24 protein-coding genes and 1 pseudogene are annotated in these 26,991 nt (G+C 62.7%); 13 read left to right on the forward strand and 12 right to left on the reverse strand.

All coding sequences use genetic code 11. The features are described from left to right. Positions 1-136: 136 nt before the first annotated feature. From Q0X18_RS09645 to Q0X18_RS09660, 4 genes are all read right to left on the reverse strand, one after another. Positions 137-1,114, reverse strand: a complete 978-nt coding sequence (locus tag Q0X18_RS09645; protein WP_297561589.1) for a calcium/sodium antiporter — start codon at positions 1,112-1,114, stop codon at positions 137-139. 31 nt (positions 1,115-1,145) lie between these two features. Then, on the reverse strand, positions 1,146-2,324 hold the full coding sequence (locus Q0X18_RS09650) for an IS256 family transposase (RefSeq protein ID WP_297559156.1): 1,179 nt from the start codon (positions 2,322-2,324) through the stop codon (positions 1,146-1,148). 267 nt (positions 2,325-2,591) lie between these two features. Next, a complete protein-coding gene (locus Q0X18_RS09655) occupies positions 2,592-3,488 on the reverse strand; it encodes a hypothetical protein (RefSeq protein ID WP_297561591.1) in 897 nt (298 codons plus the stop codon). 7 nt (positions 3,489-3,495) lie between these two features. After that, entirely contained in the window at positions 3,496-4,812 is a 1,317-nt protein-coding gene (locus Q0X18_RS09660; protein ID WP_297561593.1) for a CHASE2 domain-containing protein, read from the reverse strand. A 284-nt stretch (positions 4,813-5,096) separates the two neighbouring features. Between Q0X18_RS09660 and Q0X18_RS09665 the strand changes: the two genes are divergently transcribed. Then, positions 5,097-6,320, forward strand: a complete 1,224-nt coding sequence (locus Q0X18_RS09665; RefSeq protein ID WP_297561594.1) for a caspase family protein — start codon at positions 5,097-5,099, stop codon at positions 6,318-6,320. A gap of 172 nt (positions 6,321-6,492) precedes the next feature. On the opposite strand, the gene Q0X18_RS09670 is transcribed toward Q0X18_RS09665, so the two are convergent. Further along, on the reverse strand, positions 6,493-7,716 hold the full coding sequence (locus tag Q0X18_RS09670) for an N-acetylmuramoyl-L-alanine amidase (protein WP_297563065.1): 1,224 nt from the start codon (positions 7,714-7,716) through the stop codon (positions 6,493-6,495). A 163-nt stretch (positions 7,717-7,879) separates the two neighbouring features. Between Q0X18_RS09670 and Q0X18_RS09675 the strand changes: the two are divergent. Both Q0X18_RS09675 and Q0X18_RS09680 read left to right on the forward strand, forming a co-directional pair. Next, positions 7,880-9,275, forward strand: a pseudogene (locus Q0X18_RS09675) (TldD/PmbA family protein). Positions 9,276-9,301: 26 nt separating this feature from the next. After that, positions 9,302-10,618 carry a TldD/PmbA family protein gene (locus Q0X18_RS09680; RefSeq protein WP_297561596.1) on the forward strand — a complete coding sequence of 439 codons (1,317 nt, stop codon included), beginning with the start codon at positions 9,302-9,304 and terminating at the stop codon, positions 10,616-10,618. A gap of 147 nt (positions 10,619-10,765) precedes the next feature. Here the strand turns inward: Q0X18_RS09680 and Q0X18_RS09685 are convergent, their stop codons facing one another. The 5 genes from Q0X18_RS09685 to Q0X18_RS09705 are packed head-to-tail and all read right to left on the reverse strand — an operon-like array spanning position 10,766 to position 16,011. Then, positions 10,766-11,665, reverse strand: coding sequence for a hypothetical protein (locus tag Q0X18_RS09685; protein WP_297561598.1), 900 nt, complete (start codon positions 11,663-11,665; stop codon positions 10,766-10,768). A 9-nt stretch (positions 11,666-11,674) separates the two neighbouring features. Then, positions 11,675-12,694, reverse strand: coding sequence for a hypothetical protein (locus Q0X18_RS09690; RefSeq protein ID WP_297561600.1), 1,020 nt, complete (start codon positions 12,692-12,694; stop codon positions 11,675-11,677). Positions 12,695-12,704: 10 nt separating this feature from the next. Then, positions 12,705-12,830: a hypothetical protein gene (locus Q0X18_RS09695; RefSeq protein WP_297561602.1), complete on the reverse strand. Its 126-nt coding sequence runs from the start codon at positions 12,828-12,830 to the stop codon at positions 12,705-12,707. A 37-nt stretch (positions 12,831-12,867) separates the two neighbouring features. Beyond that, the gene (locus Q0X18_RS09700) at positions 12,868-13,056 is read right to left on the reverse strand and encodes a hypothetical protein (protein WP_297561604.1); all 189 of its coding nucleotides are present in this window, start codon (positions 13,054-13,056) and stop codon (positions 12,868-12,870) included. Between the two features lie 36 nt (positions 13,057-13,092). After that, positions 13,093-16,011, reverse strand: coding sequence for a tetratricopeptide repeat protein (locus Q0X18_RS09705; RefSeq protein WP_297561606.1), 2,919 nt, complete (start codon positions 16,009-16,011; stop codon positions 13,093-13,095). A 120-nt stretch (positions 16,012-16,131) separates the two neighbouring features. Here Q0X18_RS09705 and Q0X18_RS09710 point away from each other — a divergent pair, with 120 nt between their 5' ends. Beyond that, a complete protein-coding gene (locus tag Q0X18_RS09710; protein ID WP_297561607.1) occupies positions 16,132-16,632 on the forward strand; it encodes a DinB family protein in 501 nt (166 codons plus the stop codon). Here the strand turns inward: Q0X18_RS09710 and Q0X18_RS09715 are convergent. Both Q0X18_RS09715 and Q0X18_RS09720 read right to left on the reverse strand, forming a co-directional pair. After that, on the reverse strand, positions 16,629-17,288 hold the full coding sequence (locus tag Q0X18_RS09715; RefSeq protein ID WP_297561608.1) for a GNAT family N-acetyltransferase: 660 nt from the start codon (positions 17,286-17,288) through the stop codon (positions 16,629-16,631). The genes Q0X18_RS09710 and Q0X18_RS09715 overlap by 4 nt on opposite strands. Beyond that, positions 17,285-17,893 carry an FMN-binding negative transcriptional regulator gene (locus tag Q0X18_RS09720; RefSeq protein WP_297561610.1) on the reverse strand — a complete coding sequence of 203 codons (609 nt, stop codon included), beginning with the start codon at positions 17,891-17,893 and terminating at the stop codon, positions 17,285-17,287. Before Q0X18_RS09720 ends, Q0X18_RS09715 begins: the two co-directional genes overlap by 4 nt. Before the next feature lie 249 nt (positions 17,894-18,142). Here Q0X18_RS09720 and Q0X18_RS09725 point away from each other — a divergent pair, with 249 nt between their 5' ends. The 9 genes from Q0X18_RS09725 (at position 18,143) to folD (ending at position 26,976) form a co-directional block, all read left to right on the forward strand. Then, positions 18,143-19,330 (forward strand): ABC transporter substrate-binding protein, encoded by a 1,188-nt coding sequence (locus tag Q0X18_RS09725; RefSeq protein ID WP_297561612.1) that lies wholly within the window; start codon positions 18,143-18,145, stop codon positions 19,328-19,330. An 86-nt stretch (positions 19,331-19,416) separates the two neighbouring features. Beyond that, positions 19,417-20,331 (forward strand): branched-chain amino acid ABC transporter permease, encoded by a 915-nt coding sequence (locus Q0X18_RS09730; protein ID WP_297561614.1) that lies wholly within the window; start codon positions 19,417-19,419, stop codon positions 20,329-20,331. A gap of 34 nt (positions 20,332-20,365) precedes the next feature. Continuing rightward, positions 20,366-21,151 (forward strand): ABC transporter ATP-binding protein, encoded by a 786-nt coding sequence (locus Q0X18_RS09735; RefSeq protein ID WP_297561615.1) that lies wholly within the window; start codon positions 20,366-20,368, stop codon positions 21,149-21,151. Positions 21,152-21,307: 156 nt separating this feature from the next. After that, on the forward strand, positions 21,308-22,063 hold the full coding sequence (locus Q0X18_RS09740; RefSeq protein ID WP_297561616.1) for an ABC transporter ATP-binding protein: 756 nt from the start codon (positions 21,308-21,310) through the stop codon (positions 22,061-22,063). Beyond that, positions 22,060-23,964 (forward strand): AMP-binding protein, encoded by a 1,905-nt coding sequence (locus tag Q0X18_RS09745; protein WP_297561617.1) that lies wholly within the window; start codon positions 22,060-22,062, stop codon positions 23,962-23,964. Before Q0X18_RS09740 ends, Q0X18_RS09745 begins: the two co-directional genes overlap by 4 nt. A gap of 52 nt (positions 23,965-24,016) precedes the next feature. Then, positions 24,017-25,087: a branched-chain amino acid ABC transporter permease gene (locus tag Q0X18_RS09750; protein ID WP_297561619.1), complete on the forward strand. Its 1,071-nt coding sequence runs from the start codon at positions 24,017-24,019 to the stop codon at positions 25,085-25,087. Positions 25,088-25,156: 69 nt separating this feature from the next. Next, positions 25,157-25,492: an Asp23/Gls24 family envelope stress response protein gene (locus Q0X18_RS09755; RefSeq protein WP_297561621.1), complete on the forward strand. Its 336-nt coding sequence runs from the start codon at positions 25,157-25,159 to the stop codon at positions 25,490-25,492. A 104-nt stretch (positions 25,493-25,596) separates the two neighbouring features. After that, positions 25,597-26,055: a transcription antitermination factor NusB gene (gene nusB, locus Q0X18_RS09760; protein WP_297561623.1), complete on the forward strand. Its 459-nt coding sequence runs from the start codon at positions 25,597-25,599 to the stop codon at positions 26,053-26,055. Between the two features lie 48 nt (positions 26,056-26,103). Beyond that, entirely contained in the window at positions 26,104-26,976 is an 873-nt protein-coding gene (gene folD, locus Q0X18_RS09765; RefSeq protein ID WP_297561625.1) for a bifunctional methylenetetrahydrofolate dehydrogenase/methenyltetrahydrofolate cyclohydrolase FolD, read from the forward strand. Positions 26,977-26,991: the final 15 nt, after the last annotated feature.

A 26,991-nucleotide genomic window follows, 5' to 3' on the forward strand; every position in this document is an offset into this window, starting at 1 on the left:
TGACCGAAGTTATCCCTGTATCAGAAAGTGGTGTTTCTTGAAAGAAAGCGCTTCTTCACCCAGCGCAGCAACCATGGGATTAAAAAAAGCAGCCTTTTGGAGAGTTTTTGGTAGCAGGCGCAATAACCACAAGGGCTTATCCCATGCTACGCTGGGCGGTGCTCTGAACAAGCAATACCATATAGGCCACATACAGCCCCAGGAAAACCCCGCCCTCCCTCCGTCCCAAACGGGATCCAGTCGCCAGAAACGGCCACAGCAACACACTGGCCAAAAGCATCACCCACATATCGCGCTGGATGTTCTCCCAGGGTAAGCCAACGGGTTGGACAAGGGCCGTGATCCCCAGGATGCCCAGGATGTTGAAGATGTTTGAACCCACGATATTACCCAGCGCGATGTCCGGCTCGCGGCGCAGGGCCGCGGTGATGGAGGCGGCTACTTCCGGTAGGCTGGTGCCCAGGGCCACAATGGTCAGGCCGATGATGAGCTCGGGGGCTCCAAAAGCCCGGGCCAGCTCCACCGCCCCAATGGTGAGCAGGCGAGCCCCCACCCCCAGCAACACCAGTCCGAGTACTAACCCTGCGTAGGTCTGCCAGCCAGTCTTGGCGGGTTGGCCGTACTCCTGATTGAACTCCTCGAGCACATCGGCGCTTTCGCCTGCGCTGCTGCGGTACAAAAACCAGATATACAGACCCAGCAAGACCACCGAAAACAACCCCTCCCAGCGGGTTATCTGCTGGTCGAAGTACAAAAACGCAAAAAGCAGCAAGGCCGCCCCAATCATGAAGGGCACCTCGCGCTTGATGAACTGGGCCTGGGCGCGGATGGGTGCCAGCAGGGCGGTGACCCCCAGGATGAGCAGGATATTCAGGATATTTGAGCCCACCACATTGCCAATGGCGATGGCCGGGCTGCCAGTAAGCGCAGCGGCCAGGCTGGCGGCCAGCTCGGGACTGCTAGTACCAAAGGCCACCACCGTCAGGCCCACCACCATGGTGCTGATGCCCCAACTGCGGGCCAGCACCACCGCGTTTTTTACCAGCGCCTCGCCTCCAAAGTACAACAGCACGATGCCGCTAGCAATGAGCAGCAAGTTCAGTACAAACTCCATGCCGAGTAGGGTAACAAAAACCCAGGTCGTGTCAAGATTTATGTGTAGCAGTCTGTGTAGAGGGGAAGTACCGCTCCTTCAGCATCTGTTCTAGCATCTCCTTTGCCTCGGCAAAGCCTCTGAGTGTACGCTCTGTCCATTTGCCCTCCTGCCTTTCGCTCTCCAGATACAGCACTTTGAACACCGCCTCCGTTGTAGGAAACTTGTGATCCCGTACCTTGGTACTGCGTCTTATCTCCCGGATAAACCGTTCCATCGGATTGGTGCTCCGAAGGTAGGGCCACAGCACCTTGGGATAGCCATAGAACCGCAGCAGCGCCGCGGAGTCCTCCCACCAACCGCTCACCAGCCGCGGGTACCTCGACCCCCAGGTTCGCCGCAGCCGCTCCAGGCCTTCCAGGGCTTCCTGTCGGCTTTCCGCCCGGTACACCCCGCGTAGATGCTCGGCCACCGCCCCCCGATCCCGTGCACGCACCTGTGCCAGGCTGGAGCGCACCATGTGCACCACGCAGCGCTGCCATTCGGCGCCGGGGTAGACCCTTTGGATGGCCGCCTCCATGCCGGGAAGGCCATCGGTCACGAAGAGCAAGACCCGCCGTAGGCCCCTTTGCCACAAGCCCTTCAACACCTCCTCCCAGGCCAGAGCGCTCTCTGCGGGCAGGAGCCAGAAGCCCAGCACCTGCCGCTCCCCGCTGGGGGTGATGCCCAGCGCCACATACACCGCCTCTTGCTGAACCCCCAGGTCGTCCCGCATGACCCTCAGAAACAGACCGTCCAGGTAGACCACGGCCAGTTCCTCCGGCAAAGGCCGCTGGCGGTACTGCTCCGCCGCCCGCAAGACCTGGTCGGTCAGGCTGCTAAGGGTCTCGTGGGTATAGCGGTGCCCCAGCAACAGGCTCAGCACCTCCGCCGCTTTGCGCTGCGTCACCCCGGCGGCATACAGGGCCACGGCCACCTCCCCCACGTCCACCAGGCGCCGGGCATAAGGTTCCAGGAAGCTGGGATAGTAGCACCCCTCGCGATCCCTGGGCATCTGGAGGTTCACTGAACCAAAGCGGGTCGAAAGCCGCCTGGGGTAGTAGCCGTTTTTGCGTCCTCCGTGTTCCCGCAAGAAGGCCTCCCGGTCGGCGTCCAGCAGAATCTGCAAGACCTCGGTGGCTGTTTCCCTTACCGCTTCGCGCAAAATCATCTGTAGGGTATCCTGATCCATGGGGTACCTCCTTGTTGATTGCGGTACCCCCTCTTTTTACACAAACCCCTACACATAATTCCTTACACGACCAAAACCCACCGATGCTTCTATAACTATGTGATTCGAGTTCAGATTCTCTAACCGTCGAAAACAACCAGTATCCCGCAAGAATCGGCTTCAACGGACACAGCCGCCCACTGCATACCGGAAAATGCCTTGGGTTGCCTGGTATGGAGCCTAACTTGGAACCGCTGCAGGCAGTTCCCTCCCATACCACAAGAACCGCTAGCGCGCGCTACCGCGAAACTCCCGGCGAATTTGTGCCTCCAGGATGGGGGCCAGCTCGCTGGCTCCAGCCGCCAGCAGGTAGCTATAAGCGGCAGGGGCATAGCCGATCTCGCTGGTGAGCCACAGGGCCAGGGCGGCCTCGAATGGGGTATTGGCCGCGACCTCGCTAGCGAAGCTCACCCACTGTACCGGGGCTGCGTATACCACCAGCCCAGAGCGGCTTAGCACCTCGAGGCGCCCAGTCTGCCGCAGCGCTTCGGTTGCAATGGCAAAAACCCCGTCTCCTTGGGCCTCTACTTTTTGTAACTCGCTGGCCCCATTCAACAAGCGCAGGGTCTGTCCACCGGCGACCGTGAGGGTCAGGGTGCCCAGGCTGTAGTCGGTAGGCAGGTAGAGGACCGGGGCGTTGCCCGCCGGGTTGCGGCTTTTGGCCTCCTTGATGAAGGCGACCTCGGCTTGTTTTTTGCATACCCCGATGTCCTGGCAGCTGGCTACCAGGTTTTGCCAGAACGACCTGGGCCGGGCCACCTCGAAGCAGGCAGTGCCTCTGGCCTCGAGGGCAAAGGCCCGCACCCCGTACAGGAGACGTCCTTGGCCTTCGGTAACGCACAGACGGTCTCCGGCCTCGAGGTTGAGCAGCAAAGCAGGGCCACCGCTGCGGGTGTAGGTTTGCATGGTCTGGTCGGGGCGAAGGAGGCGGGCTTTTCCACTGAGCTCGAGGCGGGCCGGTTCGGCCAGGGCCAGCGAACAAAAGACCAGGATGATCCCCACAAACAAGTGCTTCCAGGGCGTGGAGGCTGCTTTCCTCGGCTCACCCTGCATCAGGGCACCGCGCCTCCAGGCCAGCAGTTTGACCAATCGGCCAGCAGGGTTGATCCCACTCAGAGCGGCCATCCACGCGCTACCGATCCCCCCCGGTTCCCTCCACGATTTCCTTGAGTTTATCCGCCACTTCCTGGCCTGAATCACTGGTTTTGTTCTCATTTTTCTTCCCTCCAGCAAACAGCTTGAGAAGCAGGGCTCCCATCTGAAAGGCCACAATGGGATACAGGTAATCCAGAAAATGCCCGGTGTACTGCAAAATGAGCACCCCAGCGAAAAACAAAAACCAGGCCGCCACCGCAGTCTCGATCAGGGCTTGGACGAAACCCTGGAAGCGGCTGGCCCTCAGCCAGCCATCGGTGATGGAGTAGGTCAGCCAGAGGGCCAGAAAAACCACCAGCGGCACCACCAACAACACCGGCCCCCAGCCCAGGGTTTCGGAATAACTGCGGTAGGTCGCCAGGGTTAGGAGGGCGTTTAGGTGAATATCAATACCCTGTACAGCCCCAATCGCCGTGAAATGTGCGTCGTCGGCCTTGGGGTAGGTGCGCCCCACCAGGAACAAAGCCCCCTGGGTTTTTTCCGATTTCACCAGGCCACCTTCCAAGAATTGAAGCCCTCCCATCACCACCAGATTGGGCCAGAGCTGCCGACCTTCGGTGTGGGCTCCATAGCGCCGTATCTCGCGGTAGACGATACGCTTGCCATCGGACTGGGGATTGCCAAGCGCAACCGATTGCGGACAGCGAAGATCATCCTGCAAGTCTATGCCCAGTCCTAAGCAGTACAGCCCCAGCGAGGCTGCTACAGGCTGCCCAGGAAGGGGCCGGGGAATCTTGCGGGTTAGCCCGTCGCCGTCGTAGAGCACCTGGGCTTGCACAGCAAACAACTTGGGGTTGAGGCTGCTGAGGGGCCGGCCCAAAATCTGTTCATCCGGTAGCAGGATGGGAACCTGGGTGCGGCGCAGCACCTCCAGCAACTGCCCATCCCCTGCCGATAGGGCCCCGCCCTCGTTGCTGGGGTAGCGCAGATCGAAGTCGAGGAACAGACCTTTGGGCTGGTAACTGAGAATTTTCTGGGTGATGCGGGCAAGCTGACCCCGGTGAAAGACATTGCTGTTGGGGCTGAGTTCTTGGATGCTACTCTGCTCGAGTTCCACCAACACCACCAGTGGAAAATCGCGCACAGGCACCGGCGAACCCCAGCGATGCACCACTTTGGTCAGGCGATCCAGCGAGACCCCTTGCGGACCCTTGATAAAAGCGCCAAATGGCCCCAGCAGGTTGTTGCTCAAAATGTAGGACGAGGCCACCATCACCAGCACCACCAGCCCAGTGCGCCATAAGGCTTTACGCGCGTGGGGTGAAAGGGTTCGCGGACGGGGCGGTTCATTCACCGCGTACCTCGCCATCGCCATTTGGATTCAGGAACCTCGAGCCAAACCATAAAATACACAACATCTGGTAGAAACTTGCACCGGTTGCACTACGAGTTGTGCCCCTCTAGACGGCAAAAAAGCGAGTAAAAAAGGGTTTGTTCCGTGATATACTACAAATCCACCCTTTTCAATGGGTTAACGCTGTCTCCCGCATTGCTTAGTCTGCTTTCATCTCCGTCTAACTTTAGGGAATGGAGGGTGGGGGCCAGGGTTAGTGTATGGGACGTTGCTGGAGCCGGCCAATGACCTGGCTCGTCGGGCTGGGCTTGGGGTGCTGGTTTGGGTTGGGCCAGCCCATGCCCAAACCCGAAACCTACGCCGTGGTCGTTGGTATCAACAACTACCGCCCCTACCCCGAAACTCCCTCCCTGCCCGCCCTCAGCTACGCCGAGAGCGATGCCCGCAAAATGGCCCAGGCTCTGCGCGACCCAAACAAGGGTCAGGTAAGCAAGGTGCGGGTGCTGCTGGATACCGAGGCCAGCAAGACCGCCATCGAGGCCGAGTTGCGCGATCTGGCCCGGCGCATGCGGGTGAGCGATACCCTGATTTTCTACTACTCCGGTCACGGGATGCTGAACCACCTGGGGCAGGCTACCCTGATGCCCGGCGACGCCAAAATCAACGACGAGGAAACCTGGCTGCCCCTGGATGGGTTGCGAGAACAAGTACGCAAGGCCAGCCAGGGCAGGGGCCGCCTGATTCTGATACTGGATGCCTGTTTTAGTGGGCAGTCTCAAGCGGGCTCGCGCAGCTTCACCATGCCGGGCCGCAAGGACTTTCCCAAGCCGCAAAAGCCCGATCTGAGCGGGGCCGATGTGCTGCTAGCTTCCTCTGCCGATTCGGAGCCGAGTTGGGAGGATGCCGAGCTGGGGGGTGGAATTTTTACGGCCTACTTGCTGGAAGCCATCTCGGGAAAAGCCGATGAGAACGGGGATGGCTATGTAACCATTGGGGAGGCTTACCGTTATGCTGCAGTTCGCGTTGAAGCGTTCAGCTCGCGCAGAGGCACTCCCCAGACCCCCAAGCTCTATGGCCCCGACGACTACATCCTGGCCCTCAACCCTGTTGCGGTGGCCTTAAGCCGTCTGGCCAGCCTGAAGCTCTCGGGCCATATCAATGGCGAGCAGTTTGATGCGCTGGCCGCTTGGCTCGAGGTCAAAAGGCAGCCCGATGACCTGAAACTGTATCTGGCGGGAGCCCTGACCGGTGGACAGCTTGTGAATCTGGTTCGGGCTGGAGCCATTCCGAGGGTTCCGGCGCAGACCTCCATTGATAGGCGTCTGCAAAAAATCGGCTCATTGCGGCGCGAGGGCAAGATTCGGTTGGAACAGTTCTGGGTGCTAAGCCAGATGATTCAGACCGGCAAGGCGGCCCCCGATGTGAGCGACTATCTAGCTGGACGGTTGTCCGAGGCTAAGTTCTTGCAACGGTTGCGGTCGGGCGCTGTGCGGGGCGTGCCGAGATAGGCACTTTGGTGTACGGGATGGGTCGCTACAGTAATGTTCTTCCGGTCGGGATAGATCCTCTTTTTCCAGACTGCCCACCTAAACCTATCACGTACTCATAGCGGTTATCTGGGCAGCCGCTTCCATACCCATCCCATGTGTCGTTCGTTGCAGCGCAGAGCATCGAAGGCGGCTACTCGAGCGGCTGGTCGTTTTCCAGATACTCCAGCACCCCCCTGGCGATGCCGTAGCCGATGCGGTCGAGGTAGTGGGCCTCGCGCAGGTTCTGGCCCTCGATGGGGTGGCTCAGGTATCCCATCTCCACCAGGATGGCCGGGACGCTGGAATACCGAATCACGAAGAAGTCGGCGCTGCGCACCCCGCGGTTGACGGCAGCGGTGGCCCCCAGCGTATACGAGAGCACCCGGGTAGCCAGGGTACGTGAAAGCTCCATGCGGCGCAGCGAGTTCATCTGGGGGGTGGGGGTGGGCAGGCCCTGCGGCGGGATGGGGTTGACGTCCTCCGGGCTGGGCTGGGTGCCTGGGTCGAGCGGGCTTTGCGCTGGGGTAGGCTGGACGGCCTCGAGCGCATCCAGCGGGTTGAGCGCAAGGGGGGGTGGGGCGGGCAGGAGCGGCGCCGGGGATGGGAAAAAGGGGCGGGTGGTGTCGGGGCTGTAGTAGTAGACCTCGAGGCCGCACCAGCCGTCGGCGCGGGCCGGTACGGTGGCGTTGGCGTGGATGGAGACGAACAAATCTTTGCCCTCGGCCAGGGCCACGCGCTGGGCCAGGTCGGTGCGCTTGTCGCGCGAAAAGGCCGTATCGCTTTCGCGAGTCATGACGACCTCCACGCCCGCGTTTTGCAAAAAGCGGCGCACCCGCAGGGCCACCTCGAGGTTCACCGCTTTTTCTGCCACCGGCCCCAAAGCGCCGGGGTCGGGGCCGCCGTGCCCGGCATCCACCACCACCGAAAAGCGCCGCCCGCCCGACTTGATAAAGCGAAACTCCGGGAAGGCCGGCAGCGGGCTAATATCCACAAAAGCCCCCGAGAGGTCGATCACCAACCGCTGCCCGTCGCCTTGCAAGGCGGCCAGGGTCATGGTTTTGTAACCGGAGCGGGGCGTGACCCCCTGGGGGGTGAGCAGGATCATTACCGCTTTGTCTTCGTGCTGCTCGAGCACATACCCGGCCAGCTCCGGCAGGCTCACAAAGTGCAGGCCGGGCGCAACGGTCTGGCCTGGCAGGGTCACCCGCAGTGCAGCGCCCAGCGGCTCGATCTGGTAGGTCGCCTCTTTGGGTAAGTCCAGCACCACCCGCGTAAACCCCGGCTGGTCGCCGATGCGGGGGGGCGGCAGGCTCTGGGCCAGAGCGCCGGTGCTCAAGAGGGCAACCATCAGTAAACGCAAATGCAGGCGAGACATCTTCAAAACAGCCTCAGTTTATTGCGGCACAAAAGTTCAGGATGAGTTTTAGGCGCTGGCGTCTTCACCAACCGGCGGATGCCCTGTGGGTACAAAATGCAACCAGGGTGGGTTTTGGGGTGGGGCCAGGCCTGCTAGGCTGTAGAGGCTACAAGGAGGTTGTGTGTTAGACGAAGCATTGGTGGGAGATGTGCTCCGCCGTGCCCGGCAGGGTGGGGCCGATTTCGCAGAGCTGTATGTGGAGCGCTGGCGGCGGCGGGCCTTGCGGGTGCTTTCGGGCGAGGTGAAGGAGGCCACCAGCGGCCTCGAGTACGGGGCCGGGCTGCGGCTTTTTTACGGCACCGAGGTGGTGTATGCCTACACCAACGACCTGAGCCCCCAGGGCCTGCTCGAGGTCGCCGAGACCCTGGTGCAGCTCAAGGGCCAGGCGGGCCAGGTGGACGCGCTGGGCCGGGGCGGCCTCGATTTTCGCAAGGTAGTGGCCCAGGGGCTGCACGCCCCCCAGGTTCCCTTTACCGCCAAAGACAAGCGCTACCGCCTCGAGCGCCTCCGCGAGGCCGAGGCCGGAGCCCAGGTCGGCCCCCAGATCAAGCAGGTGCAGACCAACCTGATGGAGTGGGAGCAGGAGGTGCTCGTGGCCACCAGCGAGGGCACCTGGGCCGAGGATCGCCGGGTGCGCACCCGCCTCTACGTGACCGCCATCGCCCAGGACGAGAGCGGGATGCAGACCGGGGTGATGGGGCCGGGGCTCAGTGTGGGCCTCGAGCTCTTCGACCGCTACCCCCCCCGCCGAGGTCGGACGCAAGGCCGGCCTGCAGGCCCTCACCAACCTGCGGGCCAAACCGGCCCCCGCCGGCACCATGCCCGTGGTAATTGGCAACGGCTTTGGCGGCGTGATCTTCCACGAGGCCTTGGGGCACCTTCTGGAAACCACTTCCGTCGCGAAAAAAGCCAGCGTGCTCTCCGACAAGCTGGGCGAAAAAGTGGCCTCGGACTGCGTGACCTACATCGACGACGGCACCACCCCCCACGGCTGGGGCTCGCAGGAGTTCGACGACGAGGGGATGTCCACCGAGCGCACCGTGCTGATCGAGAACGGGGTGCTCAAAAGCTACATGGTGGATCGGCTGGGCAGCCTGCTCACCGGCTACCGGCCCACCGGCTCGGGGCGGCGCCAGGACTACACCTTTGCCCCCACCAGCCGGATGCGCAATACCTTTATCGCCCCCGGCACCACCCCCAAGGAAAAACTCTTCGAGGGCATCGAGTACGGCCTCTACGCCGCCGATATGGGCGGGGGGCAGGTGCGGCCCGGCTCCGGTGAGTACAACTTTGCGGTCAAGGAGGGCTACATCATCCGCCACGGGCGCATCGAGGAGCCGGTGCGGGGGGCCATGCTGGTGGGCAAGGGCCCCGAGAGCATCCAGAAAATTGTGGCGGTCTCGGACGACCTCGAGATGGGCCCCGGTATGTGCGGCTCACTCTCGGGCAGCCTGCCGGTGGAGGTGGGCCAGCCGCACCTTCTGATCTCCGAGATTGTGGTGGGGGGCCAGGCTTGAGCCGGCTCTCGAATGGGGGAAGAACCATGACCTTTGAAGAAGCCAGGGATTATCTGCTGCAAAAAGCCCGCGCCTTGGGCCTCGAGGCCGAGGTGCTGGCGACCCACACCCGCGAACTCACCATCCAGGCCCACGGCGGCAAGGTGGAAGAAATCACCCAGGCCACCCAGGGCGGGGTGGGGGTGCGGGTGGTGGTGGAGGGCAAAACCGGCTATGCCTACACCGAGGAGCGCACCCCGGCGGCGCTCGACTGGGTGCTCCAGGAGGCCCACGAGAACGCCCTATTGCAGTCCGAGACCGGGGGGTTCCTGCCGGCGGGGGGTGCCTTGGGCCAGCACGACCTGCTGGGCGAGGGGCTTTCGGCCCCCCTGGAGCAAAAGCGCCAGGCGGCTTTGAGCCTCGAGGCCAGCCTGCGGGCCGACCCCCGGGTGCGGCAGGTGCAGATGACCCGCTACTCCGAGAACGAAACCCAGGCCACTCTGGGCTCCACCCAGGGGGTCTCGGGGGCTTTTCGCAACGGCTACGCCCTGCTCCTGACCAGCGCCGTGATGGGCGAGGGGAGTAGCCTCAAGCAGGGCTACGAGTTCGACCTTTCCAAGGAGTTTCACGCCCTCGAGCCGGGCCGCACCGCCCAGCAGTACCTGCACCGCACCGGGCGCTTGCTGGGGGCCCGCCCCCTCCAGACCGGGCGCTACAAAGCCTACTTCGAACCCAAGGCCTTTGCCCAACTGCTGGGCATGATGGGCTGGTTTTTGCTCTCGGCCAAGAACGTGCTCGAGGGCAAGAGCCTGCTGGCGGGCCGGGTGGGGCAGAAAATCGCCTCGGAAATTTTCACCCTGGTAGACGACCCCACCCTACCGGACGGGCTGGCCTCGCGCCCCTTCGACGCCGAAGGCACCGCGGCCCGGCGCACGGTGTTCATCGAGAAGGGCATCCTGCGCACCTTTGCCCACAACTCCGAGACCGCCCGCAAGATGGGGGTGGAGAACACCGGCCACGCCGCCCGCAACTACAAGGGGGTGCTGGGCATTGCGCCCACCAACCTGTTCGTAGAGCCCGGCGCGGGCGTGCAGATGGACAGCGGCATCGTGATCACCGACCTGATGGGCCTGCACGCCGGGGCCAACCCCATCTCGGGGGAGTTCAGCCTGCAGGCCCTGGGCCTTAAGGTGGAGGGGGGCGAGGTGGCCTACCCGGTGGAGAACTTCACGGTGGCGGGGAACTTCCTGGAGCTGCTCACCCGCATCACCGCTTTGGGCAGCGAGCTCGAGTGGAACCCCATGATGGGCATCGTGGGTTCGCCCATGGTCGAGGTGGCGGAGCTGTCCTTTGCCGGGGCTTGAATCCCAGCGTCATACCGTTTCCGCTTGAATCCTTCACCGCCATGCGTAGTCAAAGGTGAAGGATTCAAGCCGACCGAAGGGAGTAGAAAAGCATTTCGGTAGTATCGTTTAGGCTTGTCAAAGTGAACGATACTACCCAAATGCGTATCAGTTGCACTGATCGCTGGGCCCCACCGTGTAAACCCGGTCATCCAGCGCCAGGCTTCCCTGCCCGGGCACACGCAGGACGTACTCGTAGCTTTTGCCGTTGCTGGCCTCCAGATACAAAATTGGCGTGCCGATGATGTTGGCAATCAGGTTCCACTCCCCCGAGTGCCCATCGGAGTCGGTGGACTCGAGGTAGCCCGCTGAGTTGCTCAAAAAGCGCTCGGTCTTGGTGCTAAAGGCGTACTGCCCGTTGGAGCAGAAAACGTAGCTCTCCTTGGTGTTGCTGCTAAAGGTAGCGCTACGGCTGGGGTTGGGGTCGCGGCTCCAGGCACTGTTGCGGCTCTTGAGGGTGAGCAACGCCCCGCCCAGCTCACGCTTCCAGGCTTCGGCCTGGGGAATGCCAAACTGTGCAGAAGCCAGCAGCCCATCCGCCACTTTTTTGAGGGCCGCTTCGTCCCTGGGAGCGGCCAGCCCCACCACCGCCAGGAGGTTGCCGGCCTGGCCCTGCTTGGCCGTGAAGTAGAAGCTCAGTTGCCCCTGCGCGGTGCGCGCCACGGCCTGGGCGCTGAGGGCGGACGGGGTTTGCTTGGGCTCGCCCTTGAGCTGAAGCTGCATCCCCTGCTTTCCCAATGCCTCCAGCAGGTACTCGGCGAATTCCTCTGGGGCCGCTGCCGACAAGGCATAGACCGCCAGGTAGTCCTTTTTCGCGCTGCTCATCACAAAGCCTTCGGCGTCGGGGTCGTAGCTGCCCCGGTAGCCCTGGGGTACCACAAAGGAAACCCCCGTCCAGGGCGAGCTGACCCGCGTGCCCGCGCCGTACTGGCGGCCCGACTGAAGCTGTACCCCCTGGGCCAGCCCCAAGGCCAGCCCAAGGATTACCACACCGAACAATCCCTTCACCCCAACCCCCTAAAACACCGTGACCATGAACGAACCGCCCTGCAAATTGCCGGTAGAGATTCTGTACACAAAGCAGGTCAGTTTGTTGTTGCCCACCCCCGCGCTAAACTCGCAGTTGATAATCTGAGGGTCAATCCCCGTCGTTCCGCTCACCTTGTACGAGCTGACCTGCCAGAAACGGTCACTCACATTGAAGCCAAAGTCCACCGTGCATCTCCCTGCCGTTCCGCCCTCCACCGTGATGGTTCCGCCCACCTGGTTGAACGAGCGGGCCACGCTGGGTGTGGCCCCACAGTTGATGAGTGCCGAGGCTTTGGTCGTTCCGTCTTTGTCGCGGGGCTGGGACAAGTCACCGCTCAGGTTCATGTCACCGTTGGTCTGAAGGCTGACCACGTTGCCGGTTCCCTCACGGTAGATGTTGAGCACGTCGCGGGCCGCAATGTCCCAGAAGTTGGGATTGCCCTGTGTGCTCAGGCGGAGCTGGCTGAACTGCCCCGCGCTGGTCTCGAACAGCTCGAGCTGCGGTGCGCCGGTGGAATTCAGGATCAGGGGTAGTTTGGCCATTTTGCTTGAAGTGATGGCTTCTTCGGCCAGCTTGGCGGTGGTGACCGCGCCGTTGACCAGCTTGGCGGTGATGACGCTGTTGTTGGCCAGTCCCAGCGGGCTGGCTGCTGTGCCGTTGCCGCTCAGGGTATTGTCCCGCGCTACCTCGGTCAGCCCGGCCCCGCCCTGCACGGCTACACAGCTCGGGTTCCCGTTGTTGTAGCCGCCCAAGGCTTGTCCGCTGGGGCAACCCTGGTCGGCCATCTTGGCGGGGGTTACGGCCCGGTCGGCCAGCCGAGCGGTGTCCACCGGGGCCTCCAGGGCTTCGATGGCTGCCCGCAGAACGCTAAAGTTGGTGTTCACCTCGTTGGCCCGGATGGGGGTTCCGGCGGTGAAGTTGGTCAGGTTGCCCACCGATAGGCCGTACAAGCCGGTGGCCACCAAGACTGCACCTAAAACGAAATAAAAGATGTTCCGACCTTTCATACAAACCTCCCTACTGCCAGTTGGCAGAATCCCAGTTGGACTGATCCCATACGCCGTTTTGCCCTTGGGGGGTGCCCCCGCAGGCTGCCAGAACCCACACCAGTGCTGCTAGAATCCCAACCCACCTTCGTTTCATGCTTCCCTCCTGCGCTCGAGTTTCTCCGTGGGCCGTCTCATTGGCGTCTTATGGCAGCGCTCCGTTCCAGAAAGACCTTGAGGGCTTCCGGTGAGTCGAAGACCAGCCGCTCCCCGCTGGCCAGGTCGTGCAGCACGTAGCGCAAAACCCCCGCCCGGCCCTCGAGCCTAAGGATGTAGCTGGCCAGGGTCTGGGGGCGGGTTTTGGACGCGGTCAGGCGGCCCACAATCCGAGTCTGTGGGCAGGCCGCCTTATGGCTGTCTCATGCCGGAGGCTGCTGTAGGATTTGGGCTACCCAATGCTCCAAATCTGGGGTGCTAATGCCGCCCACACCCTGTGCTTCAGGTGGCAGGGAGGCCAGGAGTTGGCGGGCGCGTCCCTTGGCCTCGGCCGAGGTAGCGGGGTGTTGCATGGCCAGGTGCAACATGGGCAGGGCTTGCTGGAACTGGCCTTGTTGCAGCTCGAGTTCGGCCAGACCAATCAGCACATCCAGTTGAATCGGTTTGGCCGCCACCTCCTGGGCGATCTGGAGTCCCTCGAGGAAGTGCTGCCGGGCCTCCAGTGGCTGACCCAATCGCAGGGCATTGTAGCCCAGCATCACCGTATCGAAGGCCTCGCCCCGGCGGTTGCCCAACTCTCTCCGCAAAGCCAGGCTGCGCTGGCGCAGCTCGCTGGACCGGGCATAGTCCTTTTGTACGAAGCTCATCTCGGCCAGGTTGGATAAACAGCCCGAGAACAAAGGCCAGTGCTGGAGTTCCTCGGCCAGTTGCGCTGCTTGCTGGGTGGTCTGCCAACCTGCTGGATGTTCGCCCAGCTCCCATAGTGCGCCGCCCAGGTTGGCCAGCAGGAAAGCCGTGGTTTGCCGGTTGCCCACCGCCTCGGCCAGGCGCAGCCCTTGTCGGAAATACGCGGCGGCCTCGGCAAACCTACCAGTCCAGCGGCAGGTATTGCCCAGACCGTTGAGGATGTTGGCCAGGCTGGCGGTGTTCTGGGTTTGTTCGGCGAGGGCGCGGGCCTTCTGGAACCAGTGTTCGGCCTGGGGGTAGTCGCCCAGTCGCTCCCAGGCCACCCCCAGCCCGTTGTAGCCGAACAGCAGGCCATCGGTGTGGTGCTGCTGTTCCACGGGGGGTAGGCTTTGCTCGAGCAGTGCTTTGGCCCTCTCGGTCTGGCCTAGTTGCAAGCCAAACCAGCCCCGTCGCTGGGTTGCCCGCGCCCACAGGAGCGGCTTTCCTTCGCGCTGGGCCGTTTCGGCCAGCCGGGCAAAGGTTGTCTCCCCCTCGCGGTACAGGCCCCTTGCGCTCAGAGAATGGCCCCAAGCCCCCAGACCCGCCTCGAGCTGGGGCCAGTGGTGCCCCTCCAGCAACCAAGCCCAGGCTGCACGAATGTTTTCGGCCTCCACCGCCACCTCATCCACCACCCGATCCCAACGTCCCTGGCGCAGTTGTTCACCCCCGGCCTCGAGGAGAGCGGCAAAATACAGGGCGTGTTGGCGCTGTAGCTGGCTCTGGAGCTGGGGTTGCCGGGCCAGTTTATGCCAGGTGTATTGCTGCAACAGCGGGTGCATTTGGTAACGCCCGGTGGGTTCTTTTTGCAGCAACGAGCGGCCTACCAGGCTCAACAGCAGGTAATGCGAGGCCCCCTGGGTCTTCTGTGCGGCCGCTCGGTTAAACCCACCCCGGAACAGCGACAGTCCCAGCATCAGGTGCTGTTGCTCGGGTGAGAGGAGGTGCCAGGAATACTCGAACACCGCCTCCATCCCGCTGGTTTTTGGGTCCAGTAGCGCCTGGTGGTCGCGTATCTCCTCCAGAATCTCTCTACAGGAAAGCTCGCGCACCCAGGCCGAGGCCAGCTCCAGGGCCAGGGGTAAGCCCTCTACGGTCTGGCAGAGCTCGGCGATGGCTTGCAGGTCGGTTGGGGTCGGCTGGAAGTTGGGGCGGCTGCGCCGGGCGGCTTGCACAAACAGCTGGATGGCTTCGGACGATTCCAGGTTGTTGGGGTCGGGCCGGGGCAGGCCCGTCAGGGGGTAGTTCCAGGCCTCGGGCAGATCCAGATGTTGCCGCGATGTGACCAGCAGGTGCAGTTTGGGGGCCTGCTCGAGCATCTCTGCCAGCAGCCCGGCTTCTTGCAGCAGGTGGTCGAAGTTGTCCAGCACCAGCAGCAGTTCTTTGTTCTTCAGGTAATCCAGCAGTTGGGTTTTGGGTTCCCTGGGGCCAAAGAAAGTAAACCCCAGGGCCTCGGCGATGGCGGAAGGGAGTTGCTCAGGGTTCTCCACCCCTGTCAACGAGACGAAAAAGGCTCCGTGGGCCAGTTGTGCGGTCTGTTGTTGGGCCAGTTCCAGGGCCAGCCGGGTTTTGCCCACGCCGCCCATGCCCGTAAGCACCCGCAGCCGGGCGGCTCCCGAGCTCAGCTCCGCCAGCTCCCTTTGGCGACCGATCAGGGGGCTGTCTGGGAGGGGAAGCCTGGCCGGGGCTGGAGGGGGGGCCGGGGGCCGTCCTTGCCGAATGGCCTCGGCCAGTTGTTCGGTCTCGGGGAGGGGGGCCAGCCCCAGCTCGCTTTGTAGCTGGCCTTTGAACAGTTCAAACACGGCCAGCACGCCATCTCGACTGCCCTGTGCGTGCAGGCTGCGCATATAGGCTTGCAGAATCTGTTCGTCGAAGATGTCTTGTTCCCAAACCTGGCGTAGCAGGCCAGCCGCTTCCTTGTGGCGGCCATTTTGCCCCAGCGCAAGGGTTGTTTCCAGAACGGCCTCCCGCCAGAGCGAGCGCAGCTCCTCCCTTTCCGCCTCGAGCCAGGCCTCAAAGGCGTCGGCCTCACGGATAGGAAACTGGTTTAGCAGGGGCTGCAGGTGGAGTTGTATGGCTTTGGGCCAGTCCTGCTGCTGGATGGCTGCGCGAAAAGCCTGCACATCGGTGGCTACCCGAAAGCGTAAGCGCTGGGGTTCGGCCTCGAGCCCCCCGGCCCAGGGGAGTTCCCGAAGGCGCGAGAGCAGCAAGCGCAGGCGGTGGCGGGCGGTGGGTTCGTCTTGGTCGGGGTAGAACAAAGCGGCCAGGTGTGCCCGGCTGACCCAGTCACCCTGGTAGGCCAGATACAGCAGCAAATACACTGGCTTGCCCGAAGCCAGCTCCCATCGTTGACCCTCGAGCTGGGCATACGGTGGGCCCAGCAGGCGTAGCTGGAGCATGGTATTCATTCTAGGGGCAATTCGAACCACAGGCAGTTTGAGCAGTTTTGTTCATGATCAGTACGGCATCGGTTGCCGATGGGGAATTCTGTACCTGGGCAATGGCTCTACCATAGGTACATGGAAAAATTCGAGTACGTCCAGAAGAACCTCGAGGCCCTGGGCGACCGTGACCCCCTGGAGGTGCTGGCAGAGACGCCCGATCTCCTGACCGAGCTATTCCCCCGGCTGGATATGCGCCGGGGTTGCGAACTGACCCACTGGACGGCGGGGGAAATCTACTGCCACCTGGCCGACCTCGAGATTGGCTATGGCTTCCGCCTGCGCCAGGCCCTGGCCGGCACCGAAGAGGCCCAGGCTTTCGACCACGACCGCTGGGGCATCCGCTACCGCAACTACGAGAGCTACTCGGCCAGGCTGGCCCTGGAGGCTTTTTGTGGTCTGCGACGGTGGAACCTCGAGCTCCTGCGCAACCTGGAGCCGCAGGACTGGAACAGGGTGGCTTACCACCCCCAACGCGGCCCCGAGACCATCTCGTTCATCGTAAAGATGCTGGCCGGCCACGACCTGCGGCATCTGAAGGAGCTCGAGTACATCGCCTCGTATGTGGAGGCGGGTTAAAGCAGATCGGGCAGCTTTCCAGCTTGGCGTGTCTGGGCCAGTAAGCCCAAAAGCCGGGTCTTAACCACCGGCCACTCCTCGGCCAGAATGCTGTACATCGCGCTATCGCGAATGCCGCCGTCGGCTGCGGGTCGGTGAGCCCGGAGAATCCCGTCGAGATGCGCTCCCAGCCGCTCGATGGCCCGGCGTGAGCGCAGGTTGCGTGCGTCGGTCTTGAGCGTCACCCGACGCACCCCCAGCCCCTCGAAGGCGTGGGTGAGCATCAGGAGCTTGGCCTCGGTGTTGAGGCCGGTGCGCTGGGCCGGTGGGGCCAGCCAGGTGTGGCCGATCTCCACCGCATCGGGCTGCTGGGGGCGGTGGTGGGGGCTGTTTTCGGGCCAGGGCCAGTACTCGAAGGCCATAAAGCGGGTGCTACCCACCACGCGACCGGCCCGCTTGTCCACCGTTGCAAAGGGCAGGGCCTGTCCCTGGGCCTGCTCGTCCAGGGCGGCTTGAATATAGCGCCGCATGTCCACTTCCGACCTGGGCACGGTGGTGTAGGGGTATTCCTCGAGCTGGGTCATCTCCAGCAGGGCGGGCAGGTGTGCCATGGTGAGGGGCTCGAGCCGGACGAGGTGACCCTCGAGGGTGATGGGTTGGGTGAGGTGGGGGTTCATACTTGTTCTGAATGCTTTTTCATCTTTCGGGCAACAGCCCGGTCGCTGGGGTTGGGGCTTTGCTCCAGGGCTGCAATAACCCGCTCCCGGTCTGCCCGGCTGCGGTTTTGCGATAGCTTGAACTTGCCCAAAAGCCGGGTAATCTCGATCTGGAAGGCCACAATCCCTTTCATCATGCCGTGTAGGTAGTCCTCGGGAAGTTCCTCCATCTTCCACTGCTGCTCGTACTGCACAACCAGGTCGCGCAAAAGGGCTTTCACTGCAGCGGACTCCTCAACAATCTGCACCTTGCCGTAGGCGTGGACGGTCATGTAGTTCCAGGTCGGTACGCTGGGATGTTTTTCGTACCAGCCTGGCGATATATAGGTGTGGTCACCCTGGAAGATCACCAGCACCTCTTGGTTCTGATTGAAGCTGGTCCACTGAGGGTTGGCACGGGCTATATGGCTGGCCAGCAGGTTGCGCTCGGGGTAGACCGTAAAGGGTATGTGGGTGGCAAAGGGCCTGCCTTCATGCACCGAGACCAGGGTAGCAAAGCCAAACTGCCGCATTAGGTCGAACAGCACCACTGGGTCGGTCACGGCAAAGTGCTGGGGTAGATACATTCGACTAGCCTAGCTTCCAGTAAAGGGCTTGCCAATAGGCATCCTGACAAAACGCGGGGATCCGGCCTCGAGCGTTCAATAGCCTCTGCAGGAGAAAAGGGGCTCATCCTGACGCACTACCGTGCTAGACCATTCGGTGGACTTCATAAGCCAGGCGGTTTTGAACCGGGTACACAAAACTCGAGGGGTCATAGTATCCTGGGGGCACAACACAACCGAAGTTGTTTTTCGAGGAGGAAGTGCATGAAGATGAACCGTCGGCAAGTGCTCAAAGCTGGTCTAGCTGCTTCTACCGTATACAGCCCCTGGATGATCGCCCGTGCGCAGGCCCGGCCGGTCAAACTCGCGGCCATTCTCCCCCTCACGGGTGCTTTTGCTTTCGCGGGTAATGCGGCCCTGGATGCTTTCCGCGATGCCGCCGACCGCATCAACGACGCTGGGGGTATTGGCGGTCGGCGCTTCGAGCTGGTGGTCGAGGACGATGGCTACGACGTAGCCCGCGGAACGGCCGTCTTCAACCGCATCGTCCAGCGCGAAAGCCCGGAGGAGTTGGTGTTTGTCTACGGCGACTCCACCGGTCTTTCCAAGGCCCTGGCCCCCGAGATTACCCGCCTGCGCCTGCCCTACACGGCCACCTCCTTCTCCAACGAGCTGGCCGACCCCAAAACCTACCCCACCATCTTCGTCTTTGGCCCTACCTACAACGACATGGCCGGGGCTCTGTTGCAGCAGATTCGCCGTCAGAAAGGCCGCGGGGCCAAAATTTTCCTGTGCTACTCCAACTCCGAGTTCGGGCGTGACCCCATCCCCTTCATCAAGGAGCAGTCGGCCCGGCTGGGCTTCCAGATAGTAGGCGAAGAGGTAACCCCCTTGGCCATCGCCGATGCCACCCCCATCGTGACCAAGCTACGCCAGACCCAGCCCGACTTCGTGATTATGCACGGCTACGTGCTCACCGTGGAGCCGCTGGTGGTGCGGGCGGCCCGCGAGCAGGGCGTTCGGGCTACCTTCATGGGCACCTACTACTCGGCTGAGCTGGCTCTGATGCAGCGGGCCGGGGCGGCGGCCGATGGCTTCATCGTGGCCTACCACAACGCCTACTACTACGACACCACGGTGCCGGCGGTGGAGCAGATCCGGGCCCTGCGCCGTTCCAAAGGCCGCGACCTCTCGTACCGCACCACCTACTACATGGGTTCCTGGATGGCCATGGACGTGATCGCCGAGGCCATGCGCCGGGCCAACGCGGCGGGCAAGCTGACCCGCCCCGGCATGATCGAGGCCCTGGAAAGCCTGGGCGATTACAACGCTGGCGGCCAGGTGCGCAACATGCGCTGGGTGAACCACCGTCTGCCCTTCACCAAGCTCTGGCGGGCCAACGTGCGGGATGGCCGCTTCGATGCCATTACCGACTGGGTAGACGGTTCTAAGCTCTAAATTGCCTGGGGTGGCTCGAGGGTCGGGAGCTGACCGCTGGTTGGCCCGGGCCCTCGAGCCTGCCACAAGCCATTTATAAGGGAATCATGGATCTGGCCTTAGTCATCCAAACCGCCCTCAACGGCCTGGCCAACGGTGCGCTGTATGCAGTGATTGCCGCTGGGTTTGTGCTGGTCTACCGCGCAACCAGCGTGGTCAACTTCGCCATTGCGGAGTTCATACTCATCGGTGCTTACCTGACCTACACCATGTCGCTTTTTTTCCCGCTGCTCTTGGCCATTCTGCTGGCCCTGCCCCTGGCCTTTGTCTTTGGGGTGCTGGTCGAGCGGGGGTTCGTGCGGCCCCTCCTGGGGCGAAACGTGGTGGCGGTGATTATGGCAACCATTGGTCTGGCTGCCACCCTGGACGGGGCCACCCTCATCCTGTGGGGCCCCGACCAGAAAGCCATGGGGGCCGCTGATATCTCCCAGTTACCCAAGGAGATGCCCAACCTGGCCTTTAGCCTGGGGGGGGTGTTTCTTTCTTCCAAAGCGGTGTGGAGCTTAATTCTGGCCCTGCCCCTGGCCATTCTGCTGGTGGTGGCGCTCAAATACAGCCGCTACGGGGTGCTATTGCGGGCGGTCTCGGAGAGTGAAACCGCTGCGCTGGCCATGGGCATCAATGCGCCTCGAGTGGTGGCGGTAGCCTGGGGCATCTCGGCCGTGATGGCTACCATTGGCGGTGCGTTTCTGGCAGGCGCAGCGGGGGGCGGCGGCCCCGGCCATCACCTGATTTTGCTTGGGCTGATCGTCTTCCCGGTGGCCATCCTGGGGGGCTTCGATTCGGTGCCGGGCGCGGTGGTAGCGGGCCTGCTGATTGGCCTGATCGAGGCCTTCTCGCAACTTTACCTCGAGTCCCTGCTGCCGGGTATCACCCAGGCCATCCCCTTCCTGATTGTGCTCTTGGTGCTGCTGTTCCGCCCCTATGGCTTGTTTGGCCAGCACCGCATCGAGCGGGTGTGAAGGGAGGGCATCCCCCTATCCAAGGAGCTTCTGAATGGCCGAAATTAACGTTGAGAACCTAAAAGTGGTCTACAGGGGGGTCATCCTGGCCCTGCAGGGGGTGAGCATGCGGGCCGGGGCCGGCGAGGCGGTGGCGCTTCTGGGCCCCAACGGCGCGGGCAAAAGCACCCTGGTGCGAGCCATCTCGGGGCTCCTGCCGCAGTATGATGGGCGGGTACTGGACGGAAAAATTGCCATCAACGGACAGGAAACCCACCACCTGCCCGCCCTTAAGGTGGCCGAGCTGGGCCTGACCGCCATCCTCGAGGGCCGCCCCATCTTTCGCTACCTCACCGTGACCGAAAACCTGCGGGCCGCGGGGCACAAGCTAACCGCGCAGCGCCAGAAAGAGATAACCGACGAGATTTTTACCCGTTTCCCCCGCATCTACGAGCGCCGCTTCGAGCAGGGGGGCTACCTTTCGGGCGGCGAGCAGCAGATGCTCCTGCTGGGTATGGCCCTTCTCACCGAGCCCAAGATTCTGGTGGTGGACGAACCCAGCCTGGGGCTTTCGCCCAAGCTGACCGAGGAGGTCATGCGGGTACTGGACGAGCTGCGGCGCGACAAGGGCCTTACCCTGGTGCTGGTGGAGCAGAACGCACGGGCGGCTTTTTCCATCGTGGAGCGGGTGTATGTGATGGAGCAGGGCCGGGTAGTCTTCGAGGGCACCGCCCAGGAAGCCCAGGCCGACGCCGACGTGATGGAGTTTTACTTAGGGGGTGCGGTGGCCGGAGGTTTCGCAGAGGCCAAGCGGTATCGGCGACGGAAAAGGTGGGTGTAACCGTGGGTGTTTGCGCAGTAAATCGAAGGGGTTTCAGGGAGCTGCAGAAAAGAATAGAGGAAACAGACGTACTGCCGTTGCCTTTCTCTTTCCTCTTTCCCCTTGTCTCGCCGTTGAACCTAAGCCCCAAAGGACGCATCGGCACGGGGGTTGTCCATGTCTAAGGTACTGCTGGAAGCCCACGACCTGCACCTCTCCTTCCGGGGTGTAAAGGCGCTGGTGGGCGTAAGTTTTAGCGTTTCGGAAGGCGACCTATTCGCGGTGATTGGCCCCAACGGCGCGGGCAAGACCAGCCTGCTCAACGTGTTGTCGGGGTTATATAGGCCCCAGCAGGGCCGGGTGGTGTTTCTGGGTGAAGACCTGGCCGGCCAGAGCCCCCAGCAGCGGGTGCGCAAGGGGCTGGGGCGCACCTTCCAGAACCTCGAGCTCTTCCGCGGCATGACCGTGCTGGACAACGTGAAGCTGGGGGCCGAGCTGGCCGTGGGCAGTTACACCGATCTGATGCCCAAAGCCCAGATCGAATGGAAGATTCGCCACCACGCCGAAGAGGTGCTGGACTACCTGCACCTCTCGCCGTACCGCCACGTGCCGGCCGGGGCCCTGCCCTACGGCCTGCAAAAGCGGGTGGAGGTGGCTCGAGCCCTGGCCGGACGGCCCAAGCTGCTGCTACTGGACGAGCCCATGGCCGGGCTGAGCCTGGAAGAAAAACAAGACCTGGCCCGCTTTCTGCTGGATGCCCGGCGTGAGTGGGGCGTTACGTTGGTGCTGGTGGAACACGACCTTAAAGCCGTGCTGGAGCTTTCGACCGGGGTGCTGGTGATGTCCTACGGAGAGGTCTTGTACCAGGGAGCCCCGGCGGGGGTGCGGGAGAACCCGCGCGTGGCCGAAGCCTATCTGGGGAGGAGTGCATGAGTCAGACCCTGATTGAATTCCTGGCCCATCACGCCCAGACCAAGCCCCAGGCTCCCGCCCTGCGGGTCAAGCGCCTGGGGGTGTGGGAGACCACCTCCTGGGCCCACCTCAAAGAGAAGGTCGAGCAGCTCGCGGGGGGTTTGCTGGAACTGGGCCTGGAGCCTGGTAAGGTGCTGGCTATTCTGGGTCAGAACGCGCCGGAATGGGTCATATCCGAAGTGGCGGCCCAGACCGTAGGGGCCATGCCCATGGGCATCTACGCCGATGCTATGCCGGAGGAGGTGGGCTACTTCATCGAGTTCTCCGAGTGCGCGGGCATTGTGGTCTCGGACGAGGAGCAACTGGATAAGGTGCTGCCCCACCTGGACAAACTAAAGTTTGTGCTGGTCTGGGAAGAGGCCGGCATGAGCAAATACTGGAACGAGCGGGTAAGGCCCTTTAGCAGCGTGCTGGAGCTGGGCAAGACCGAGAAAAACCGCCAGGCTGTGCGGGCCGCGCAAGCCCAGGTCAGGCCCGATACGGTGGCGCTCTTGGCCCCCACCTCCGGCACCACGGCCCGCAGCAAGCTGGCCATGCTGACCCACGCCCAACTGATCGCCGGGGCCGAGGCGGGCCGCGAGACCATCAGCATCCGCGGCGGGGAGTGGGTGTTTTCGTACCTGCCGCTGCCCTGGATTGGCGAGCAGATGCTCACGGTGGTGCGCAACCTTACCGACGGCACGGTGGTGCACTTCCCCGAGGATGTGATCACCGTGCGCGAGGATGTCAAAGAGGTGCAGCCCGACTTTTATCTGGCCCCGGCAAGGCTGTGGGAGGATGCAGCGGCTATTGTGCGCAGCCGGATGGAGGACGCCGACGGGCTCAAGAAGGCCGTCTACCGCTGGGGTATGGGGGTGTTGCTCGAGTGCGCCCAGCGCGAGTTCCGCAAAGAGCCCATTGGCTTCGGGCTCAACCTGGCCCGCGCCCTGGCGTATCCGCTGGTGGCCCGCCCGCTCCGGGCCCGCATGGGGCTGGCGGCCTGCCGCATCGCCGCTACGGGGGGGGCCCCGCTGGGCCCCGAGGTGTTTACCTTTTTCCGCGCGCTGGGGGTGGATATCCGCCAGGTCTACGGCCAGTCCGAGACCGCGGCCACCAGCGTGGCCCACCTGCCCGGCGACACCCCGCCCGAGACGGTGGGCAAGCCCCTGCCCAATACCCAGGTGCGCATCGCCGAGGATGGCGAGATTCAGGTCAAGGGCGGGCAGGTTTTTGCGGGGTATTTCAAGAACGAGGCTGCTACCAGGGAAACTTTCACCGAGGACGGTTGGTTCCGCACCGGCGATGCGGGCTTCTTCAACGAAAACGGCCATCTGGTGCTGCTGGGCCGGCTCAAGGAGGTGGGGGCGCTGGCCGACGGCACCCGGTTTGCGCCGCAATTCCTGGAGAACCGCCTCAAATACTCGCCCTACATTCGCGAGGCCGTGGTGATCGGTCACGCCAAGCCGTTTGTGACCGCCCTGATTGAGCTCGACCCCGAGAACACCCAGAACTGGGCCCGCAAGCGCGGCATCGTGTTCTCCACCTACCAGAGCCTGACCTCCAACCCGCAGGTCTACGAGCTCATTGCCGAAGAGCTGCGCATGGCCTGCGAAACCCTACCCGAAGAGCTTCGGGTGCGCCGCTTTGCCATCCTGCCCAAAGAGCTGCATGCCGACGACGAGGAAATCACCCGCACCCGCAAGGTCAAGCGGGGTACGGTGGAGTCCCGCTACGCTGCTTTGCTAGCGGCGCTGTACGATGGCTCCAAAAAGGTAAAGCTAACGCTGCCCATCCGCTACCTCGAGGGCCAGGGCACCCTCGAGGCCGAGGTGCAGATTGCCGATGTGGGCAGGCCAATGGATGAAGCAAAAGTACGCGCCTAAGGAAGCGAGATATGACTTTAGACCCTTCCGTTGAACCTCGAGGAAACCCGTCATGTACCGCCTGAGCCAAACCTTAACCGATGCCTTTAGCCGCCGTTTCTCCCGCACGGTGCGCGAAGACTACCGCCAGGACGAGGCCTACGCCAGCACCCCGCAGGGGCGCTTCTGGCTGGCCGTGGCAATTATTGGCGTGCTGGCCCTGCCTTTGCTCTTGCCGCAGTACCCGATGTTTGTGACAACCCAGATACTCGTGGCAGCCCTGGCCGGCCTGGGCCTGCACCTGCTGGTGGGGGGCGCAGGCCAGATTTCGCTGGGCCAGGCGGCGTTTGTGGGCATTGGTGCCTATGTCTCGAGCCATCTCTCGGGCGACCTGGCCCCCCTGGGTATCCTGGCCGGCGGGCTGGTGGCCGCACTGATTGGGGTTGTGCTGGGCATTCCCTCGCTGCGCATCAAGGGGGCCTACCTGGCCATTGCTACGCTGGCCTTTCAGTTCCTGGCCGACTACATCTTCAAGCGCTGGACCGCTTTTACCGGAGGGGTAGCAGGCCGCACCTTGCCTGCAGAAGGTACTTTTTTGGGGCTGCCCCTGGCCGACGACCGGGTGGTTTATTATCTGGGCCTGGCTTTTGCTATCCCGATGTTCTTTTATGCCAAGCGCCTGCTCTCAACCCGGGCGGGCCGGGCCTGGTTCGCCGTGCGCGACAACGACCTCTCGGCCCAGCTCTCCGGTGTAGACCTGGTGCGCTCCAAGCTCACGGCTTTTGCCCTATCAGCCTTCTACGGGGGCATTGCCGGGGGCATCCTGATGCATCTGATTGGGGCAGTGACCCCGGAGAACTTCGTGCTCACCTTTAGCATTCAGTACCTAGCCATCGTGATTGTGGGTGGGGCCGGAACGGTGCTGGGTGCGGTCTTGGGGTCTTTGTTCATCGTCTTGATTCCCGAAACCCTGAGCGTGATTGCCGGGGCTTTTGGGCCGCAGTACGTGGCTCAGCTCTCAGCCTGGCGCAGCGTGGCCTTTGGCGTGCTAATTCTGTTGTTCCTGATCTTAGAACCCAGGGGGCTGGTGGGTTTGTGGGGCCGCATTCGCGACTACTTCCGAACCTGGCCGCTGCCTTATTGAAGAATTGCCCTCTGGACGGCGTGTCGTTTTGCTTTTGTGCTCTACCCCATTAGCGGGTAAACTACGGACATGGTGGATTACGACCTGTCCGAATCGGCCCTGGTTAGTCTGGTCACACTGGCCTTGGAAGGACAAAAGGGGCTGCGTCTGGCTCAGGCAGGTGGGCGCAGTGTGGGCGATGTGCTTTCAGGGCGTCGCTCACGTCCCGTGCGCATTGAGCGCGAGGGGGATACCCTGGTGGTTGACCTTAACGTGTGCGTGGATTACGGCAAGTCTGTAATCGAGTCAGCCAAGGAAGCTCAGCGAATCGTTGGCGATGTCCTGATCGCCTCTACAGGCCTCAAGGTAAAAGCTGTCAACGTTACGGTGGTGGCTGTGGAGTATAAGGAGCCCCATGCAGCATAATGCTAGAAGCTCGGTTGCGCGTATAAGTAGAACCATGGAGCAGACGCCATTTTTCGAAGGTAAGGGCTCCTTGTCTGTCGGTATAGACTCGTGCCGGAGGGCCCATGCGGCGTAAAGCGCGTGAGCTAGCGTTCAAGGTGCTGTTCGAGCACGCGGTGGGTGGGGTTCCGCTCGAGGCTGCCTGGCAACATGCAACCCAGGAAGTCGAGCCCGAAGAGTCTGATCAAGACGCCGACGTACTCGATAGCGAAGGGCTTGCGTTCGCGCATCGCCTGGTGTTGGGGTATCAGGCCCAGCAGCAGAAAGTGGACGAGGTGCTGGCCAGCACCATTGAGGGCTGGAGCTTTGGTCAGATGGCCAAAACCGATCTGGCCGTGCTGCGGTTGGCCGCCTATGAGATGCTGTACGAACCCACGCCCTACGCTCCGCTCATCGAAGTGGCGGTCAAGATAGCCAAGCGCTACGGCGGCGAAGACTCGGGGCGGTTTGTAAACGGGGTACTGGCCCGCTTGCTCAAGCGCATCGAAGCGGGCGAGCTACTGGCAGTGGCCAAAAGCGATTAGACAACGGTAGAAAAAAACTTTATTTTCCGCTCGACCTCGAGGTACGCCATGCTAGAACTATCCGGCCCGCCTGTTGCCGAGGCTGTTTATGAGGAATTGCGCGCCCTGCTCTCTACCCTGCCCTACGTGCCCCACCTGCGGGTGGTACGGCTGGGCGAGGATCCGGCTTCGGTCTCGTATGTGCGCCTGAAAGACCGCCAGGCCAAAAAACTCGGGCTATCCAGCCAGGTGGATGTCTTCTCCGAACACACCTCCCAGGAAGAGCTGCTGGCCCATATCGCTCAACTCAATGCCAACCCTCAGGTCGATGGCATCCTGGTGCAATCACCAGTGCCTCCACACGTGGATTTCAACGCCGTGCTGGAAGCCATTAATCCCTCGAAAGACGTAGATGGCCTGACCCCGGTGAATACCGGGCGCTTGTGGATGGGGCTGGAAGCACTGGAGTCTTGCACACCCGCCGGGGTCATACGTATTCTGAAGCACTACCAGATCCCCTTGGCCGGTAAAGAAGTGGTGATTGTGGGCCGAAGCAACCTGGTGGGCAAACCCCTCGCCGCACTGATGCTGCGGGAAAATGCGACCGTAACCCTAGCCCACTCGCGTACCCACGACCTAGCCGCTGTCTGCCGCCGGGCCGATGTGCTGGTAGCTGCGGTGGGGAAAGCTGGCCTCATCACGCCTCAGATGGTGCGGCCGGGAGCGGTGGTCGTGGACGTGGGCATCAACCGTGTGGGCCAGAGCGAGAAGGGCCGCGATATCCTGGTGGGGGATGTGGCCCCCGAGGTGGCTACCGTGGCCTCGGCCCTGACCCCGGTTCCGGGTGGAGTGGGCCCCATGACGGTAGCTATGCTGTTGCGCAATACCGTACTGGCAGCCATGCGGCGGCGGGCAAAGCCAGGCGAGCTTATATCAGGTTAGAATCTAAATAGTTGC

The sequence above is a fragment of the Meiothermus sp. genome, assembly GCF_026004075.1.
GTDB lineage: Bacteria > Deinococcota > Deinococci > Deinococcales > Thermaceae > Meiothermus.

What these genes read in the sequence shown, in the direction of transcription:
- Q0X18_RS09645 (WP_297561589.1), bottom strand. Translation starts at nt 1,114, where the DNA reads ATGGAGTTTGTACTGAACTTGCTGCTCATTGCTAGCGGCATCGTGCTG.
- Q0X18_RS09650 (WP_297559156.1), bottom strand. Translation starts at nt 2,324, where the DNA reads ATGGATCAGGATACCCTACAGATGATTTTGCGCGAAGCGGTAAGGGAA.
- Q0X18_RS09655 (WP_297561591.1), bottom strand. Translation starts at nt 3,488, where the DNA reads ATGGCCGCTCTGAGTGGGATCAACCCTGCTGGCCGATTGGTCAAACTG.
- Q0X18_RS09665 (WP_297561594.1), top strand. Translation starts at nt 5,097, where the DNA reads ATGACCTGGCTCGTCGGGCTGGGCTTGGGGTGCTGGTTTGGGTTGGGC.
- Q0X18_RS09670 (WP_297563065.1), bottom strand. Translation starts at nt 7,716, where the DNA reads ATGTCTCGCCTGCATTTGCGTTTACTGATGGTTGCCCTCTTGAGCACC.
- Q0X18_RS09680 (WP_297561596.1), top strand. Translation starts at nt 9,302, where the DNA reads ATGACCTTTGAAGAAGCCAGGGATTATCTGCTGCAAAAAGCCCGCGCC.
- Q0X18_RS09690 (WP_297561600.1), bottom strand. Translation starts at nt 12,694, where the DNA reads ATGAAAGGTCGGAACATCTTTTATTTCGTTTTAGGTGCAGTCTTGGTG.
- Q0X18_RS09695 (WP_297561602.1), bottom strand. Translation starts at nt 12,830, where the DNA reads ATGAAACGAAGGTGGGTTGGGATTCTAGCAGCACTGGTGTGGGTTCTG.
- Q0X18_RS09705 (WP_297561606.1), bottom strand. Translation starts at nt 16,011, where the DNA reads ATGCTCCAGCTACGCCTGCTGGGCCCACCGTATGCCCAGCTCGAGGGT.
- Q0X18_RS09710 (WP_297561607.1), top strand. Translation starts at nt 16,132, where the DNA reads ATGGAAAAATTCGAGTACGTCCAGAAGAACCTCGAGGCCCTGGGCGAC.
- Q0X18_RS09715 (WP_297561608.1), bottom strand. Translation starts at nt 17,288, where the DNA reads ATGAACCCCCACCTCACCCAACCCATCACCCTCGAGGGTCACCTCGTC.
- Q0X18_RS09720 (WP_297561610.1), bottom strand. Translation starts at nt 17,893, where the DNA reads ATGTATCTACCCCAGCACTTTGCCGTGACCGACCCAGTGGTGCTGTTC.
- Q0X18_RS09725 (WP_297561612.1), top strand. Translation starts at nt 18,143, where the DNA reads ATGAACCGTCGGCAAGTGCTCAAAGCTGGTCTAGCTGCTTCTACCGTA.
- Q0X18_RS09730 (WP_297561614.1), top strand. Translation starts at nt 19,417, where the DNA reads ATGGATCTGGCCTTAGTCATCCAAACCGCCCTCAACGGCCTGGCCAAC.
- Q0X18_RS09735 (WP_297561615.1), top strand. Translation starts at nt 20,366, where the DNA reads ATGGCCGAAATTAACGTTGAGAACCTAAAAGTGGTCTACAGGGGGGTC.
- Q0X18_RS09740 (WP_297561616.1), top strand. Translation starts at nt 21,308, where the DNA reads ATGTCTAAGGTACTGCTGGAAGCCCACGACCTGCACCTCTCCTTCCGG.
- Q0X18_RS09745 (WP_297561617.1), top strand. Translation starts at nt 22,060, where the DNA reads ATGAGTCAGACCCTGATTGAATTCCTGGCCCATCACGCCCAGACCAAG.
- Q0X18_RS09750 (WP_297561619.1), top strand. Translation starts at nt 24,017, where the DNA reads ATGTACCGCCTGAGCCAAACCTTAACCGATGCCTTTAGCCGCCGTTTC.
- Q0X18_RS09755 (WP_297561621.1), top strand. Translation starts at nt 25,157, where the DNA reads ATGGTGGATTACGACCTGTCCGAATCGGCCCTGGTTAGTCTGGTCACA.
- nusB (WP_297561623.1), top strand. Translation starts at nt 25,597, where the DNA reads ATGCGGCGTAAAGCGCGTGAGCTAGCGTTCAAGGTGCTGTTCGAGCAC.
- folD (WP_297561625.1), top strand. Translation starts at nt 26,104, where the DNA reads ATGCTAGAACTATCCGGCCCGCCTGTTGCCGAGGCTGTTTATGAGGAA.